General features: G+C 73.2%; 15 protein-coding genes and 1 riboswitch. Of the genes, 7 read left to right on the top strand and 8 right to left on the bottom strand.

Features of this window, described 5'->3' with window-relative positions:
* Nucleotides 1-56: 56 nt before the first annotated feature.
* Nucleotides 57-230, top strand: a riboswitch (cyclic di-AMP (ydaO/yuaA leader).
* Between the two features lie 7 nt (nt 231-237).
* Nucleotides 238-1,596, top strand: a complete 1,359-nt coding sequence (locus ACFVIU_RS17825) for an NlpC/P60 family protein (protein WP_385843431.1) — start codon at nt 238-240, stop codon at nt 1,594-1,596.
* Nucleotides 1,597-1,643: 47 nt separating this feature from the next.
* On the opposite strand, the gene ACFVIU_RS17820 is transcribed toward ACFVIU_RS17825, so the two are convergent.
* Both ACFVIU_RS17820 and ACFVIU_RS17815 read right to left on the bottom strand, forming a co-directional pair.
* Nucleotides 1,644-1,997: a hypothetical protein gene (locus ACFVIU_RS17820; protein ID WP_385843430.1), complete on the bottom strand. Its 354-nt coding sequence runs from the start codon at nt 1,995-1,997 to the stop codon at nt 1,644-1,646.
* A gap of 86 nt (nt 1,998-2,083) precedes the next feature.
* Nucleotides 2,084-2,503 carry a hypothetical protein gene (locus ACFVIU_RS17815; protein WP_385843428.1) on the bottom strand — a complete coding sequence of 140 codons (420 nt, stop codon included), beginning with the start codon at nt 2,501-2,503 and terminating at the stop codon, nt 2,084-2,086.
* 375 nt (nt 2,504-2,878) lie between these two features.
* Here ACFVIU_RS17815 and ACFVIU_RS17810 point away from each other — a divergent pair, with 375 nt between their 5' ends.
* The gene (locus ACFVIU_RS17810; protein ID WP_385843567.1) at nt 2,879-3,946 is read left to right on the top strand and encodes an NlpC/P60 family protein; all 1,068 of its coding nucleotides are present in this window, start codon (nt 2,879-2,881) and stop codon (nt 3,944-3,946) included.
* Between the two features lie 11 nt (nt 3,947-3,957).
* Here the strand turns inward: ACFVIU_RS17810 and ACFVIU_RS17805 are convergent, their stop codons facing one another.
* Both ACFVIU_RS17805 and ACFVIU_RS17800 read right to left on the bottom strand, forming a co-directional pair.
* Nucleotides 3,958-4,671 (bottom strand): LuxR C-terminal-related transcriptional regulator, encoded by a 714-nt coding sequence (locus ACFVIU_RS17805; RefSeq protein WP_385843427.1) that lies wholly within the window; start codon nt 4,669-4,671, stop codon nt 3,958-3,960.
* Nucleotides 4,668-5,957, bottom strand: coding sequence for a PspC domain-containing protein (locus tag ACFVIU_RS17800; protein WP_385843425.1), 1,290 nt, complete (start codon nt 5,955-5,957; stop codon nt 4,668-4,670). Before ACFVIU_RS17800 ends, ACFVIU_RS17805 begins: the two co-directional genes overlap by 4 nt.
* 212 nt (nt 5,958-6,169) lie before the next feature.
* Between ACFVIU_RS17800 and ACFVIU_RS17795 the strand changes: the two genes are divergently transcribed.
* Nucleotides 6,170-7,744 carry a PspC domain-containing protein gene (locus tag ACFVIU_RS17795; RefSeq protein ID WP_385843424.1) on the top strand — a complete coding sequence of 525 codons (1,575 nt, stop codon included), beginning with the start codon at nt 6,170-6,172 and terminating at the stop codon, nt 7,742-7,744.
* Nucleotides 7,731-7,946 carry a hypothetical protein gene (locus ACFVIU_RS17790; protein ID WP_385843423.1) on the top strand — a complete coding sequence of 72 codons (216 nt, stop codon included), beginning with the start codon at nt 7,731-7,733 and terminating at the stop codon, nt 7,944-7,946. The genes ACFVIU_RS17795 and ACFVIU_RS17790 overlap by 14 nt, the downstream gene beginning before the upstream one ends.
* Here ACFVIU_RS17790 and ACFVIU_RS17785 read toward each other — a convergent pair.
* Both ACFVIU_RS17785 and ACFVIU_RS17780 read right to left on the bottom strand, forming a co-directional pair.
* Entirely contained in the window at nt 7,937-8,467 is a 531-nt protein-coding gene (locus ACFVIU_RS17785) for a DoxX family membrane protein (protein WP_385843422.1), read from the bottom strand. The two genes, ACFVIU_RS17790 and ACFVIU_RS17785, sit on opposite strands and share 10 nt — an antisense overlap.
* A gap of 102 nt (nt 8,468-8,569) precedes the next feature.
* Nucleotides 8,570-9,850, bottom strand: coding sequence for a hypothetical protein (locus ACFVIU_RS17780; RefSeq protein ID WP_385843420.1), 1,281 nt, complete (start codon nt 9,848-9,850; stop codon nt 8,570-8,572).
* Nucleotides 9,851-10,040: 190 nt separating this feature from the next.
* Between ACFVIU_RS17780 and ACFVIU_RS17775 the strand changes: the two genes are divergently transcribed.
* Entirely contained in the window at nt 10,041-10,931 is an 891-nt protein-coding gene (locus tag ACFVIU_RS17775) for a DUF4429 domain-containing protein (protein WP_385843419.1), read from the top strand.
* A gap of 106 nt (nt 10,932-11,037) precedes the next feature.
* Here the strand turns inward: ACFVIU_RS17775 and ACFVIU_RS17770 are convergent, their stop codons facing one another.
* On the bottom strand, nt 11,038-11,832 hold the full coding sequence (locus tag ACFVIU_RS17770; protein WP_385843417.1) for a class II aldolase/adducin family protein: 795 nt from the start codon (nt 11,830-11,832) through the stop codon (nt 11,038-11,040).
* Nucleotides 11,833-12,021: 189 nt separating this feature from the next.
* A complete protein-coding gene (guaA, locus tag ACFVIU_RS17765; RefSeq protein WP_385843416.1) occupies nt 12,022-13,602 on the bottom strand; it encodes a glutamine-hydrolyzing GMP synthase in 1,581 nt (526 codons plus the stop codon).
* 387 nt (nt 13,603-13,989) lie between these two features.
* On the opposite strand from guaA, the gene ACFVIU_RS17760 reads away from it, so the two are divergent.
* Together ACFVIU_RS17760 and ACFVIU_RS17755 are read left to right on the top strand one after the other, a co-directional pair.
* Nucleotides 13,990-14,247 (top strand): chorismate mutase, encoded by a 258-nt coding sequence (locus ACFVIU_RS17760; protein WP_385843415.1) that lies wholly within the window; start codon nt 13,990-13,992, stop codon nt 14,245-14,247.
* Nucleotides 14,248-14,699: 452 nt separating this feature from the next.
* Nucleotides 14,700-15,782, top strand: coding sequence for a hypothetical protein (locus ACFVIU_RS17755; protein WP_385843414.1), 1,083 nt, complete (start codon nt 14,700-14,702; stop codon nt 15,780-15,782).
* Nucleotides 15,783-15,899 lie beyond the last annotated feature (117 nt).

Genomic DNA, 15,899 nt, shown 5'->3' with positions numbered 1-15,899 from the left:
GTTGGCTAGGTTGCCGTCAGGCCGCACGACCCCTCTCCGGCGAACCTCGCCGGGCCGCGCGGCCTCCGCCGAATCCGGCGCGCCCCGCAGGGTGCACCGGAGCCGGGGACCCACCGATCCTGGGGTGAATCGGCCGACCTCCCGCCCGGGACGACGCCGTAGGGCAACCCTTCCGAAGCACCCGCCCGAACCCGACAGCTAACCCGGTAGGCGGCGTGTTGGAAGGAGTCGCCTCTTTTGGCGTCGCACCGCAAGCCGTGGCCCGGCGGCACCCATGGACCGGGCCTGCGCGGCCCCGCCCTGGCCACCGCCGCGTTCACCTCCGTGGCCGTCCTGTCCCAGACGGCCGAGGCCGTCCCCGCCCCCGACGGCAGGCCCAGCCTGGAGGAGATCGAGAAGAAGATCGACGAGTTCTACCGCCGCGCCGACTCGGCCGCGGAGGCGGAACCGGCGGCCCGGCAGCGCGCACGCTCGCAGGAGTCGGCGGCCGCCCGCCAGCGCGCCCGCGCGGAGGCGGCGGAGGCTGCCCGGCAGGGGGCGCCCTTCGAGGAGCGGGGAGCCGCCCGGCAGGGCACCCGCTTCGAGGAGCCGGGAGCCGCCCGGCAGGGGGCCCATGCCGCTTCCGCGGAGGCGTCGGCCGCGCGGCGACCGGCGCACGCGGCGGAAGCGCGCCGGGACGACCCGGGCCAGGACGACCCGCGCGCGGGGGGCGCCCGGCCCGCGGGGCGGCACGCCCGGGCCCGCGCGGGCCTGGTGCCGTTCGCCGCTGCGCCGGACGTGGCCGCTTCGCTGCTCGATGAGTTCCCGCAGGACCACTTCGCGCCGAGCCGGGTGATGAACCGGCTGGCCTCGCGCGTGAAGGACGCGGCGGAGCGGACCAGGGCCACCGCCGGCGGGAACGCGCGCGGCCGGGACGCGGGCCGGGACGCGCTCGGCGAGGTCACCGATGCGGGTCCGCGGGGCGAGCGCCCTGGCACGCGCGCGATGGCCGACCGGGGCGCGCTGGCATCGGCTGTCGCCAACCGGGGCACGCCGATACCGGCTGCCGCCGACCGGGGCACGGCGACACCGGCCGCCGCCCCGTACGACGTGAAGACCGCCAAGGCCGCCGTCCAGCGCAAGCTCGCCACCGCGCGGGAGCTGCTGTTCCGGCTGACCGCCGAGGCGGACGCCCGCTCGGCCGCGCTCGCGGGGCGGAAACGGGCGGAGGGTGCCGGTCCGGCGTACGGGGCCCAGGTCACCCGGGCCGAGCTGGCGGTCGCCTTCGCCCGCGCCCAGATCGGCAGGCCGTACGTGTCCGGCGCCAGCGGCCCCGGCTCCTACGACGCCTCCGGCCTCACCCAGGCCGCCTGGAAGGCCGCCGGCGTCACCCTTCCGCGCTCCGCCCGGGACCAGGCGGCCGCCGGCACGCCCGTGCCGCTCGCCGACGCCCGCCCCGGTGACCTGGTCTTCTTCTACGACGACAGCAGCCACGTCGGCCTCTGCACGGGCAACGGCATGATGATCCACTCCCCCGAGCCGGGCGCGTACATCCGTGAGGACTCCGTGTACCGCTGGGGTGAGTCACTCGTCCACAGCGTGGTGCGCCCGGGCTGACCGGTGACGACCGGGGCGCGCGACTCGCTTCATGGCACCGGCGGCCGTCAGGTCCACAGCACGGCGATGAACACGTTCGTCGCCGTGAGGGCGCCGACCAGGCCGAACTGGCCCTTGTCGATCGTCTCCTCGTCGCGCTTCACATAGACCAGGCCGAGGATCACGATCAGCAGCGCCAGCTTGATGCCGATCTTGATGGTGTTGATGTGCGCGCCCTGGGCCTGGTTCAGGCCGACCAGGGCCACGCCGGTGACCAGCATGGTCAGCGCGCCGTGCAGCATCCCGGGGACGAACCGGGCCGTGCCCTGGCCCATCGCCTTCATCTGGGTGAGGAAACCGCCGAGCAGCGCGGCGATACCGATGATGTGCAGGCCGACGAAGAGATGGATGAGTACGTCCATGGGGCCGGAGCCTAATTCGTCCCCCACAGCCCCCCGGACGGCAGGGTGCCGTGCCCGCCAGGCGGGGGGCCACCCGCCCGGTTCTCCTACAGCGCCGGCGGCCGTACCCACGGCGCGAACCGCTGCCCGGGAGCCGCGTCGGCACGCCAGTACCGCAGGACGGTTTCCTGTACGACCTCAACCCGCTCCGCAGCGATCAGACAGGAGACCGGCTCCGGCCCGCCCGCGTCTGCCTCGAAGGCGAGGAGCACAGGCGGTATCTCACCAAGCTGATGAGTGACTCTCGCGAGCTCGTCTTCCGACGGGGTGCGAAAGACCGGGTCGGCGAACTGCGCCGGACACGTGACGAAGGCCGGGTCCCCGAAGACCAGTTCCAGGCCGTGGGAGTGGCTGAGGTCATACCCGGCCGCCAGCCGGAACTCGGCCGCGTCCCAGGCAATGACGTCCCAGTCCCACCAGGACCCTTCAGGAAGCCGGATGCCGACATGCCGGTGTCCCGTGTCCACTCTCGGCTTCCTACACCGCTGTCGATCTTGCATATATCCGTGCCATAGCACCCCATCACCCTCCCCCGTCTCCCTTTTCCGCGCTTCGGTCACCACGCTGCGTGAAGGCGACGACTCCGGGCGGCGCATTCGGTCATCCTCGGTTGGGATCCGGTCCCTCCCGACCAGTTCCGTACACCGCGTTACCGACTTGTCACCGTCAGGCCTAGCGTCCTCCCCCAGGTGACCGGCTCCCCAACGCCGCCCGGCCAGGGGCGGCAGCCGGCCACCACCGCCGAGAAAGGCCCGGCGGCGGCCCGCTCCCCCTGTGCCGGCCGCCGCCGGGGCCCGGACGGCCCGCTCGTACGACCCGGACGGAAGGACGTGACGGTCCAGGTGGCAGCGCATCGCAAGCCCCGGCAACGCCCGCTCGGAGGCCATACGGCCCGCACGGCCGCGACCCTCGCCCTGGCGGGCGCGGCCACCGCGACCGCCTTCGACGGCACGGGACACGCGGAGCCGCAGCTGACGCCGGCGCAGGTGAAGACGAAGGTGGACAAGCTGTACCAGGAGGCCGAGGACGCCACCGAGAAGTACGACGGGGCGAAGGAGAAGGCGGACGCCGGGCAGCGGCGGCTGAACTCACTGCGCGACGAGGCCGCCCGCAAGGAGCAGAAACTCAACTCGGCCCGGGAGGCGCTCGGTTCGTTCGCCGCGGCGCAGTACCGCTCCGGTGGCATCGATCCGGCCTGGCAACTCGCCCTGTCCAGCGACCCGGACCGGTATCTGGACGGCGCCGCCTTCGCCGAGCGGGCCGGCGACCGGCAGGCGGCCGCGGTGTCGCGGGTACGGCAACAATTGCGGGAGATCGAGCGGTTGCGCGGCGCCGCCCGCGTGGAGCTGGCGTCGCTGCGGTCCCGGCAGGCGGAGCTGCGACGGCAGAAGACCACCATCACCCGCAAGCTGGACGAGGCCCGGCGACTGCTCGCCGGGCTCACCCCGCGCCAGCGCGACCACATCACCGGCGCCACCGGCACCGGCTCCGGGCCCGCCTCGCGGTCGGCCCCGGAGCCCCGGCAGCCGCTGGACCCGACCGGCTCCGTCACCGCCCCCGACCCCCGCGCGGCGACGGCCGTCGCCTACGCCTACGCCAAGCTCGGCAGCCCCTATGTGTGGGGCGCCACCGGCCCGAACGCCTTCGACTGCTCCGGCCTGGTCCAGGCCGCCTACCGCTCCGCCGGGGTCTCCCTGCCCCGCACCACCTACTCCCAGATCAACGCCGGCCGGCGCGTCTCCCGCTCCGAACTCCAGCCGGGCGACCTGGTGTTCTTCTACTCCGGCATCAGCCATGTCGGGCTCTACATCGGCAACGGACAGATGATCCACGCCCCGAACCCGTCGGCGCCGGTGCGGATCGCCCCCGTCGACGAGATGCCGTTCGCGGGAGCGACCCGGGTGGTCTGAGGCGCCCCGGCTCAGACCAGCCGGCGGGCCGTCGCCCAGCGGGTCAGCTCATGGCGGTTGGACAGCTGGAGCTTGCGCAGCACCGCCGAGACATGGGACTCGACCGTCTTCACCGAGATGTACAGCTGCTTGGCGATCTCCTTGTAGGCATAGCCGCGGGCGATCAGGCGCAGCACCTCGCGTTCGCGCTGGGTGAGGCGGTCCAGGTCCTCGTCCACCGGCGGGGCGTCGGTGGAGGCGAAGGCGTCCAGCACGAACCCGGCCAGCCGCGGGGAGAAGACGGCGTCGCCCTCCTGGACGCGGAAGATGGAGTCGACCAGATCGGAGCCGGTGATGGTCTTGGTGACATAGCCTCGGGCGCCGCCGCGGATCACGCCGATCACATCCTCCGCCGCGTCCGACACGGACAGCGCGAGAAAGCGGACGGGCTGCTCGGCGTCCGCCATCAGCGCCGCGCACCGGCGCAGCACCTCGACCCCGCCGCCGCCGGGCAGGTGCACATCGAGGAGGACCACCTCGGGCCGGGTCGCGGTGATGACCGTGACCGCCTGGTCGACGTCCGCGGCCTCGCCGACCACCTCGACCCCGGTCTCGGCGGTCTGGCCGATCTCGGCCTGCACTCCGGCGCGGAACATCCGGTGGTCGTCGACGAGCACCACCCGTACGTGCCGCCCGGCCGGCTCCCCCGCCCCCGCCGTGCCGTTCGCCTCGTTCGCGTCGCTCATGACGTCCTCTCCGCCCTCTCCATCTCCAGCTCCACCTCGGTGCCGCCGCCCGGCACCGCCCGCAGCCGGGCCGTGCCGCCGTTGCGCTCCATGCGACCGATGATCGATTCTCTGACACCCATGCGGTCGGCGGGTATCGAGTCGAAGTCGAAGCCCGGGCCGCGGTCGCGCACGGACACGAAGACCGTCGCCCCCTCGACCTCGGCGTAGACCTGTACGGCACCGCCCTCGCCACCGTACTTGGCGGCGTTCACCATCGCCTCGCGCGCGGCCTGCATCTGCGCGCCGGTCCTGTCGTCCAGCGGGCAGTCGCCGACGACGACGACCTCGATGGGCACTCCGTGCTTGTCCTCCACCTCGGCGGCGCTGCGCCGCACGGCCTCGGCGACCGTGTCCGGCTCGTCGGCCTCGTCCTTGCCGGTGCCCTCCGGCTTGTAGAGCCAGGTGCGCAGGTCGCGCTCCTGGGCGCGGGCCAGGCGGCGCACCTCGCCGGCGTTGTCGGCGTTGCGCTGGATCAGGGTCAGGGTGTGCAGCACGGAGTCGTGGACATGGGCGGCGACCTCGGCGCGCTCCTGGGCGCGGATGCGCATCAGGCGTTCCTCGGACAGGTCCTGGGTCATCCGGACCAGGTACGGGCCGGCGAGCAGGGTGATGCCGACGAGGACGGCGAGCGCCGCCTGGAGGACCGCGCCGAGATGGGCGGCCGAGCCCTGGAGGACGAAGATGGCGGAGACGCCGGCCGTGACGAGCAGGACGCCTGCGGCCGCGCGCACCAGGGTGAGGGTGCGGCGGCGCCGGCCGGCCTCGACCCAGCGGGCCCGGCGGGCGTTGTCCGCCTGCCGCCAGACCAGGGCGACACCGGCCGCGACGAGCACGGCGGGCAGCAGATACGCCTTGGCCACGCCGCCGAGGTCGACGCTGGTCACGAAGACCACGGACACGACGACCATGAGGAGCAGGGCGACGATCTGGCCCCGGTCGGGCTTGCGGGTCACGAGTCTTCGGCGGCCGTCCGGCGCGGTCTCGGTGGCGACGAGCGACTGCTTCTGCGCCGCGACCCCGCCGACGCCGAGCGGGACGAAGAACCAGAACGCCGCGTACAGCAGCGCTCCGTATCCGTGGGCCATGAACAGGCCCGCGAAGGCGAGCCGGACCCAGACGACGGGCAGCCCGAGGTGCCCGGCGAGGCCCCGCGCCACTCCGCCGAGCCAGCGTCCGTCGCTGCTGCGGTAGAGCTTGCGCGGCGGCCGCGGGTCGTCGAGGGGCGGGCTTGCGGCTTCCGGCATGGCATCGATGGTCACACGGGGTGGCGGGGCGGGGCATCAGGGTCGGCCCCGGAGACACCCCTGATCTTCCCCGAGCAGGGGCCGGGGCTGCGGTGTCCTGGGCCCGCCGGGGCCGCTCGACCGCGGCCCTGGCTCGTGTCAGGGCCGATCTCAGGGTTCGGCCAGGGTCTTCCCGACTGCCGTGGCGGCGGCCGGGCCGTCACCATGGACGCATGACGGATCACGAGCACGCCGCGACGGGTCCGGGACCCGGCCCCGGCCCGCGCCCGGCCCCGGGCACCGGGCCGACGGATGCCGCGCCCGCCGCGACGGGGAAGACGGACGCGGCCGGCACCGGCGCCACCGACACCGCCAGCCCGGGCACCGACACCACCAGCACCGCCGGGACCACCACCGGCACCGGCAGCACCGACCCGCGCCCCGGCGGCCGCGGCACCCGCCCGGGCACCGACGCGCAGGAGCAGCCGGGCACCGGCCCGCAGGAGCCGGAGCAGGACGCCGGCGCGGCCTTCGGCCGGTTCCAGCGCGACCGCGGGCACAAGATGATCGCGGGCGTGTGCGCGGGCCTGGGCCGGCACACCGACATGGACCCGGTGATCTTCCGGATCACGCTGGCCGTGCTCTCCGCGACCGGCGGAATCGGCCTCATCTTCTACGGCTTCGCCTGGCTCCTGGTGCCGTACGCAGACGAGGAGGAGAACGAGCTGCGCAAGCTCCTGACCGGCCGGGTGGACGGCCAGGCCCTGGCCGCCGTGCTGTTCGCGCTGGTCGGCTGCGGGCTCTTCCTGACCATGCTGAGAAACGGCGGGGTGCTGGCCTTCACCGTGGTCCTCTCGCTGCTGCTGGCGGGCGCCGGGTACTGGTCGCGGCGCCGCGGCGCCTCCGATCCCGACCCTCTCGCCGCGCAGGCCGCCGCCGACGCCCCGCCGGAGGCCCAGGCGCCACCCGTCGTCATCTCCTACCCCTCGTGGTGGCGGGACCCGATCGTCAAGGACGGCACCCATGTCGGCGGCACCGGGTATCTGTGGGGACCCGGGGACGCCCGCGACCGGGACGTGCCCTCGGGCGTCGACATCGGCATCCCCCTCCCCTGGACCCACCCCGGCGCCCGGCAGCAGCCGCCGCCCGCGCCCCCGAGACCGAGCGGCCCGCGCGGCCCGCGCTGGATCGGCGGCTGGGTGTTCCTGCTGGCGCTGGTCGCGGGCGGCCTGGGCACCGGGCTGACCTGGGACACGCATCCGCTGGGCGCCACCTTGGAGGCCGGTCTGGCCTGCGCGTTGGCGGTCTTCGGGCTGGGGCTCGCGGTCAGCTCGCTGCTGGGCCGCACCGGTGCCGGGACGGTGTTCCTGGCGATCGTCACCGCCGCGCTGCTCGCCGGTGCGGCGGCCCTCCCCCAAGACATCACCACGCACTGGCGGAACACCACCTGGACGCCCACCGCGACGGCCCCGATACGTCCGGCGTACGACCTCGGGACCGGACGCGGGACGCTGGACCTGACCGGGGTGCACCCGGCCAAGGGGCAGACGGTCGCCACGAAGGCCCATGTGGGCGCGGGACAGCTGAAGGTGATCGTGCCCGCCGGGTCGGCCGTCCGGATGAAGATCGATGTGGGCGTGGGCGACATCCGGTTGCCCGGTGACAGCAGCAAGGATGTGGACGTGCAGCCGAGCAGGCACAGGACGGTGACGCTGGCCCCGGTCAAGGGAGCCCGGGGCACCGGCACCCTGGACCTCACGCTCGGGGTCGGTGTGGGACAGGTGGAGGTCAGTCGTGCTGCGTCATGAGTTCCAGCCGGGAAGGCTGGTCGCCGGGCTCTTCCTCACCGCGACCGGCGTGGTCTTCGCCGGGGATGCGGCCGGCTGGTGGAACACCCCGTGGTTCGGTGTTCTGCCGCTGGTCGTGGGCGGGCTCTGTCTGGCGGTTGTCACGGCGGCCGTCTCCCGGGGCATACGCAGACGGGCCGGCGCCGGGGAAGGTCAGCGGTAGCCGCCGGTGCGGGCGCGGCGGCGGGCTCGCCAGGCCGCGTCCAGTGAGAGGTAGGGGGCGCCGGCCAGGACCAGGGGCAGCCAGGCCATCAGGTAGGCGAGGTCGTTGCCGTAGTAGTAGGGGGTGGTGGCCCAGCTGACGGTCAGCCAGAGACTGAGGGAGATCAGGGCGCCGCCGAGCGCGGCCACCCGGCCGAGCAGTCCGAGCAGGGTGCCGATGCCGACGGCCAGTTCGCCGAGGGCGATGCCGTAGCCGAAGCCGACCGGGCTCTTCAGGGCCAGGTCGATCAGGGCCGGGACGGCGGCGGAGTCGCGGGCCGCGCGCATGGTGTCGCCGATCGAACCGGCGCCGCCGGCCTTCAGGAAGGCGCTGTCCGTGAGCTTGTTCAGCCCGGCGTAGACGAAGGTGACGCCGAGGAAGACGCGCAGGGGCAGCAGGGCGTAGTGGGCGGCGGTGTCCCGCAGTCCGCGGCGGTCGCCAAGCCAGGCTGGATGCGTGTCGGATCGCATACCGTGAGTCATCGCCGTCAGCCGCCTCTCTCCCGCACTGCCCCCTTGTCCGACGATACGTAGGGCGGGCGGGGCCGGTTCAACCCCCGGGCCGGATGTCCTGCCGTGTTTCGTTCACTCGGTGATGTGGACGATGCACCGGTTGGTCGCCACCCCGGCCGCGGTCACCACCTGGATCTCGGCGGTGCCGGGCTCCACATCGGCCGGTACCGGCACGGTCAGGACGGTGTCCGTGGGGTTACGGAACCCACCCGTGACGGGGACCAGCGGGACATGGACGTCGACGGCGCCGATCCGGACGACCGTGCGCGCCAGCCGGTCGGCGGTGTGCGCGCCGGGCGGGACGAAGCCGCTGCCGCGGATCTCGATGTCGTCGCCGGTGCGGATCGGACCGTCCAGGTCGCCGGGTTCCCGGGCGCGGACCACGGAGAGGATGACCGGGCGGCCGCCCTCGGCGTACTTGCCGGCCAGGTAGGTCGCGGCCGAGATCAGCACGACGGTGGCCAGTCCCCAGGGCAGGTCGGGGAGCTGGTCGGGGCGGCGGGCGAGCCGTACGGCGGCGAACAGCAGGGCGACGGCGCTGATGGCGACGTACTGGATGTCGGTGAAGGCGCCCCGGCCGGAGTCGTCGGTGAGCAGGTCGGCGGCGCGCGGCCGGTGGGCCGGCAGCTTCTGGAGCCGCTGGGCGAGGATGCGCAGGCTGACCACCCGGCGGACCAGGACGGCGATGCCGCAGACCACGGCGAGGACGGTCACCGTGCCCGCTCCGCGCGCGAGGTCGAGGCCGGAGATGAGGGCGTCGCGTTCGGCGTGGTCGGAGGCGGCGGCCAGGCGGCCGGCCAGCAGCAGGATCGCGTAACCGAGGAACAGCACCCAGCAGACGGCGACCGTACGGGAGGTGGACATGCGATTGTCCTCGCCGATCACCGGGGCGAGCGCCCCGCCGCGGGCCCGGTGGAACCAGCAGGCGGCACTGAGCGAGAGGGCGGTGACGAGCGCGGCGAGCAGGGCCGCGGTGCGGGCGTCCGTCCAGCCGGCGCCGACCGCGGTGAGCGCCTCGCCGAGCAGCAGGCCGAGCACCGCGCCCCACACCACGGCCAGGGTCCGCAGCCACAGCCGGGCCAGCCAGGCCTCGCCCTCGGCGCGGCCGCGGTCGGCGACGGCCTCCGCCCGCTGGGTCAGCTCCTCGGAGACCCAGCTCCGGGAGGCCGAGGCCGAGTGGACCACGGCCGCGGGCAGTCCCTGCCCGGCCGCGAACTCGTCGCGCCGACGCAGAAACGCGGCGACGGCCCGCCGATGTCCCTCGCGTGCACCGTGCGGACAGTCCCCGCAGGTGCAGCCGCCCTCATGGATTCCGTCGGGGCCCGTGCCCCCTCTCGCCTCCTGCACCGCCACGCCCGACGCCCGCCTTCCCCGCGACCTTCCGGCACGGCCGGCGGCACCCTCGGTGCGCGCGCCACGGCCATGCAACTGCCCAGTGCCGTCAGCGAATTGTGCCCTACATCGGGGCCTGTGGGGCCGCCGGAGCGGGTCATGACGGGTGATGCGGGAGCCGGCGTGTTGACCCGACTGCAAGAATGTGCGTATGGCCGAGATCATCCAGCGGGACGGGACCTGGGCCTTCGACGGCAGCACGATCCGGATCACCCCGGGACTGCACCGCTCGGTGCCGCTGTTCCGGCAGACGTACGGGGAGATCGCCGTACCGCTGGAAGCGGTGTCCGGGGTCGGCTACGAACCGGAGCGCAAGCGCGGCCGGCTGCGGATGCGGTTGCGCGAGGGCGCCGACCCGCTGTTGCAGGCCACCGGCGGCCGGCTGCCGGAGGCGGCCGATCCCTACCGGCTGGCGGTGGACGCGGACCGGGGGGCGAACGCGGAGTACATCGCCGAGGAGATCCGGCACGCGCTGCTCATCGAGCAGGTGCCCAAGGAGCCGACGCACTCCTATCTGCTGCCGGGACCGCCGGTTCCGGTGTCGGTGCGGTCCTCCGACGGTACGGCCTCCTTCGACGGCACCCAGGTCCGCATCGACTGGGCCGACACCTCCGACCGGGTCAAGCGCGCGACCGGCCCGCGGATCATCGCGCTCGGGGAGATCGTGCAGGTGGAGTGGCTGCCCAACTCGGGGGGCGAGGACGGGTTCCTGCGGTTCGTGACCCCGGAGACGGCGTTCTCCAAGCTGCCGCCCGAGCGGGACCCCTACACCCTGGACCTGTGGGGCAGCGTGCGCCGCGATCTGCTGACGGCGCTGGTCGCCGCGGCCGTCACCGCCCGGCTGCCGCATCCCTCGGCCCGGGCGGGCGGGGGGCACGGCGGCGGTGCGGGCCGGGCACGGGCGGGCGTACCGGCGCAGGGCGACCGTCATGACGTACTGCTGCGCCGGCTGCGGGAGTTGGGCCGGCTGCACCGGGAGGGGGTGCTCACGGACGAGGAGTTCGCGCGGACCAAGGCGGTGGTACTGAGGGAGTTCTGCTGACGGGTGCCGCTATAGGGCCTCTCTTTCGGATCTTGCCGGCGTCGCGGTCGGTCAGAAAGGGCGCCGGTGCCGCAGCCGACCTGATCCGAAAGAAAGGCCCTCGGGGTCAGCTGAGCAGGTCGGGTTCGGTGCGGCTGATGTCCTGCCACATCGGCTGGTAGTTGATCCAGGCCACGAGGTCGCCGCCGAGCTGCTCGCGGGTGGCGACGGCGAGCTTGTGGTCGATGAGTACCGGGCGCCCGGCGGCCTTGGCCATGAGCTGCACCTGGCAGGACCGTTCCAGGGACAGGAACCACCAGGCGGCCGCGTCCACCGAGTCGCCGACGGTGAGCAGCCCGTGATTGCGCAGCACCAGCGCCTTGCGGGAGCCGAGCGCGAGTGCGATCCGGCGGCCCTCCTCGGCGTCGACGGTGACACCGCTGTAGGCGTCGTAGAGCGCGAGGTCCTCGTAGAAGGCGCAGCTCTCCTGGGTGATGGGATCGATCAGGTCGCCGAGGGCGGCGACGGCCCGGCCGTGCACGGAGTGGCAGTGGGCGACGGCGACGACGTCCGGGCGCGCGGCGTGCACCTGGGCGTGCACGGTGAAGGCGGCCTGGTTGACGTGGTAGCGGCCCTCGACGACCTGCCCGTCCTGGTTGGCGAGGACCAGGTCGCTGACGGTGACGTGCCGGAACGGCATGCCGAAGGGGTTGACCCAGAAGCAGTCGGTGAACTCCGGGTCGCGGGCGGTGATGTGCCCGGAGACCCCGTCCTCGAAGCCGCTGCGCCCGAAGATCCGCAGGGCACCGGCGAGCCGTTCCTTGCGGTGCCGGCGCTCGTCCTCGACCGACTCGAACATCTGCGGCATGGCGAACCGCAGCTGGTCGGTGGGGAGCGGCCGGGGCGGGGTGGGCCCGTGCATAGGTCCTCCAGCGCTGGGATTGCTCTCTGCGCGGGAAGTTACCGCCGGTCAGCGCAGAAGGGCAGAGCTGTTCTTGTGAAGATGACGTACGCGAAAAAGAGGTGGAACCGCCGCAGCCGTTCCACCTCTTCCGTACCGGGCCTGGATCCTGCGGCCCGGTGAGTCCCCGCGCCCGTCAGGCGCGGGTGGTCACTCCCACTCGATGGTGCCCGGGGGCTTCGAGGTCACGTCGAGGACGACGCGGTTGACGTCCCGGACCTCGTTGGTGATGCGGGTCGAGATGCGGGCGAGGACGTCGTACGGCAGCCGGGACCAGTCGGCGGTCATGGCGTCCTCGGAGGAGACCGGGCGCAGCACGATCGGGTGGCCGTAGGTGCGGCCGTCGCCCTGGACGCCCACGGAGCGGACGTCGGCGAGCAGGACCACCGGGCACTGCCAGATGTCCCGGTCCAGGCCGGCCGCGGTCAGCTCCTCGCGGGCGATCGCGTCGGCCTCGCGGAGCAGGTCCAGCCGCTCCTTGGTGACCTCGCCGACGATGCGGATGCCGAGGCCGGGGCCCGGGAAGGGCTGGCGCTGGACGATCTCCTCCGGCAGGCCCAGCTCCTGGCCGACCATGCGGACCTCGTCCTTGAACAGCTTGCGCAGCGGCTCGATCAGCTTGAACTCGAGGTCCTCGGGCAGGCCGCCGACGTTGTGGTGCGACTTGATGTTCGCGGTGCCGGTGCCGCCGCCGGACTCCACCACGTCCGGGTAGAGGGTGCCCTGGACCAGGAACTCCACGGCCGGGCCCTCGTCGGCGATGATCTCGGCCTGCGCCTGCTCGAAGACGCGGATGAACTCACGGCCGATGATCTTGCGCTTCTCCTCGGGGTCGCTGACCCCCTTCAGCGCGGTGAGGAAGCGCTCCTCGGCGTCGACGACCTTCAGCTGGACGCCGGTGGCCGCGACGAAGTCCTTCTCGACCTGCTCGGTCTCGCCCTTGCGCATCAGGCCGTGGTCGACGTAGACGCAGGTCAGCTGGGAGCCGATGGCCTTCTGGACCAGGGCGGCGGCGACCGCGGAGTCCACACCGCCGGACAGGCCGCAGATCGCGCGCTTGTCGCCGACCAGCTCGCGGATGGCCTCGACCTGCTCCTCGATCACATTGCCGGTGGTCCAGGTCGGCTTCAGGCCCGCGCCGCGGTACAGGAAGTGCTCCAGGACCTGCTGGCCGTGCGTGGAGTGCATGACCTCGGGGTGGTACTGGACGCCGTAGAGCTTCTTCTCGTCGTTCTCGAAGGCGGCGACCGGGACGACGTCCGTGGACGCGGTGACGGTGAAGCCCTCGGGGGCGGCGGAGCAGGCGTCGCCGTGCGACATCCACACGTGCTGCTCGTCCGGGGTGCCCTCGAAGAGGGTGGAGGAGGGGCGGGAGACGTGCAGGTCGGTACGGCCGTACTCACGGGCACCGGTGTTGTCGACGGTGCCGCCGAGCTTCTGCGCCATCAGCTGGAAGCCGTAGCACATGCCGAAGACGGGGACACCGGCCTCGAAGATCTCGCGGTCGAGGTGGGGGGCACCCTCCTCGTAGACCGAGGACGGGCCGCCGGAGAGGATGATCGCCGCGGGGTTCTTGGCGAGCATCTCCCGGACCGGCATGGTGCTCGGCACGATCTCGCTGTAGACCCGCGCCTCGCGGACGCGACGGGCGATGAGCTGGGCGTACTGTGCGCCGAAGTCGACGACCAGGACGGTGTCGGGAGCGGCGGCAGCGGGGTTCGCTGATGACACGGGGTGCCTTCTGGTGGTCGGGCGGGGGTCGGTGTCTACGAGTCTACCGGGGTGGCCGCGGGTGGCCCGGACGTCCCTGGGCCACCCCTCCCGGAGGCCGGAAGCCGACCGGAGCCGGGGGCCGGGTCCAGGGTTGTCCAGGGTTGTCCAGGGAGTGGACGCCCCCGGGCGGGCGCGTACTGCCGTGGCATACTGGTCACATGCTCCAGCACCAGACCTTCGTCTTTACCTATGGCACCCGGCCCGCCGGCTGCCATGGTCGTGCTGCTTGAGCTGAACGAACGCCAAGCGACTTCCCAGGCGCCCCGGGCCGACAAGGCCCGGGGCGCCTGTCGTTCTCCGGGTTCCGTCGTTCCGGGACGCTCATCCCACCCGAGGAGCCCCGACATGACCACCACCACACCGGAAGCGACCATCAGCGACGCCCGGGAGCGCATCGACGCGCTCGACGACCGGATCATCGGTCTGATCCAGGAGCGGATGGCCGTCTCCGCCGTCGTGCAGCAGACCCGGATCGCCGCCGGCGGGCGGCGCGTGCACCTGTCCCGGGAGATGGAGATCCTCGGCCGCTACCGGGACGCCCTGGGCAAGCCGGGTACGGCCCTCGCCATGACGCTGCTGGAGCTGTGCCGGGGTCGCATCTGAGTTCGGTCCCGCTCTCACCCGTACGGCGCGTGACCGGCCCGCGCACCGCCTCGTTGAGGGGGGTGTCCGTGCCAGCCAGGGGCGGGCCCGAACAGAACCACGCGTGGCTCGCTGGAGCGATGAGGCGTACGGGTCGTGCCGTACGCCGTGGGACCTCGCTCCAGGAAGTGACCGGACGGCAGGGGACAGCAGCCCGGTCACCCAAAGAACGACCGGCTCCGGGGACGCCCGGGGCCGGTCGCCGGGACAACTGAACAGATGCGCGGGATGTCCGAGCCGGCACGGCCGGTGAGTGATCCAGGTCATATAAAGATCCCGTCAGGGCGGCGCAACCATCCCCCCGGGCCCCAGGTCTCCTCTGCGAAACCAACGGCCACGCCCGCGCCCCACACGCGGAGGCCTCCCGACACGTGCTGCGGTCTGTGCGGCACGCCCGCCCATCAGAGGTCTTCATGAAGCTTCGCCGCGCCATGGTCACCGTGGCCGCGACGGCAGCCGTCGCACCGATCGCCCTGCTGTCCGCTCCGACGGCGTACGCCGAGACCGGCGAGTCCCCCACCACCACGGTGAGCAGCCCGGCCGCCGACGACAGCTCCCCCAGCGGCGACACCAGCCCCACGGCCGGGGACGACAGCTCCCCCACCGGGGAGAGCAGCCCGACGGACGGGACCGGCGGCTCGCCCTCCGGCTCCCCCTCCCCGACCGCTTCGCAGTCCGACTCCGCCTCGCCCACCGCCTCCGGCTCCGCGACCGGCAGCGCGAGCGCCTCGGCGTCGGCTTCGGCGTCCGCCTCGGCCTCGGCGTCCCCGAGCGCCAGGCCCACCGCCGAGCCCAGCGAGTGCCCGGTGGACGGCGACCTGTCCGACCCCGACTCACAGCTGACCCTCTCCCTCTCCGGCCTGCCCGGGAAGATCGTCGCGGGCAGCGGCTGGCACTACTTCTCGATGACGGCCGCCAACCACAGCGACCAGTCGCTCGGCACCGTGCAGTGGCTCGCGGTCGTGGACAACGACACGGAGAGCGCCGACGAGAAGGACTGGCTGAGCACCTACGCCAAGCTGGAGTACTTCAACCCGCAGACCAAGGCCTGGGAGTCCATGGACGACGAGGTCGGCGGCGGCCTCTACTTCGGCGAGACCCCGCTCGGCCCCAAGCAGACGGTCGGCATCAAGCTGCGGGTCGACATCACCGCGCAGGCCCCCGCCGGCGACGGCTTCAGCATGGGCTTCGGCGGTTACCTCGACGCGGAGAAGAACTGCGTCCACGACGCGTTCGCCTCCTACGAGTTCACCGTGCTCAAGCCGGGCAGCAGCAACCCGGACCCGGGCAAGGCCAAGCCCGGCAAGGGCACCGAGCCGGCCGGCGGCAAGGAGCCGCAGGGCGGTGCCACCGAGATCGCGCCCACCGGCACCCTCGCGCACACCGGTACCAGCTCCATGCTGCCGACCATCGGTCTCGTCGGCGGTGTCGCCGTCGTGGTCGGCGCCGGGGCGATCTACACGGTCCGGCGCCGCAAGGGGAACGCCGCCGCGTAACCGCGTCACACCCGTCGGGCGGGGCGGCCGCGGCGCCCCCCCCCCCCGCCCCCCCCCACAGGGCGGCGCCCCGCCGCGCCCTCAACAAAAACACCAACACACCCCCCCCCTAAGTAT

Source organism: Streptomyces sp. NPDC127190 (genome assembly GCF_042672505.1).
GTDB lineage: Bacteria > Actinomycetota > Actinomycetes > Streptomycetales > Streptomycetaceae > Streptomyces.
This window is presented reverse-complemented; position numbering and strand designations above follow the sequence as displayed.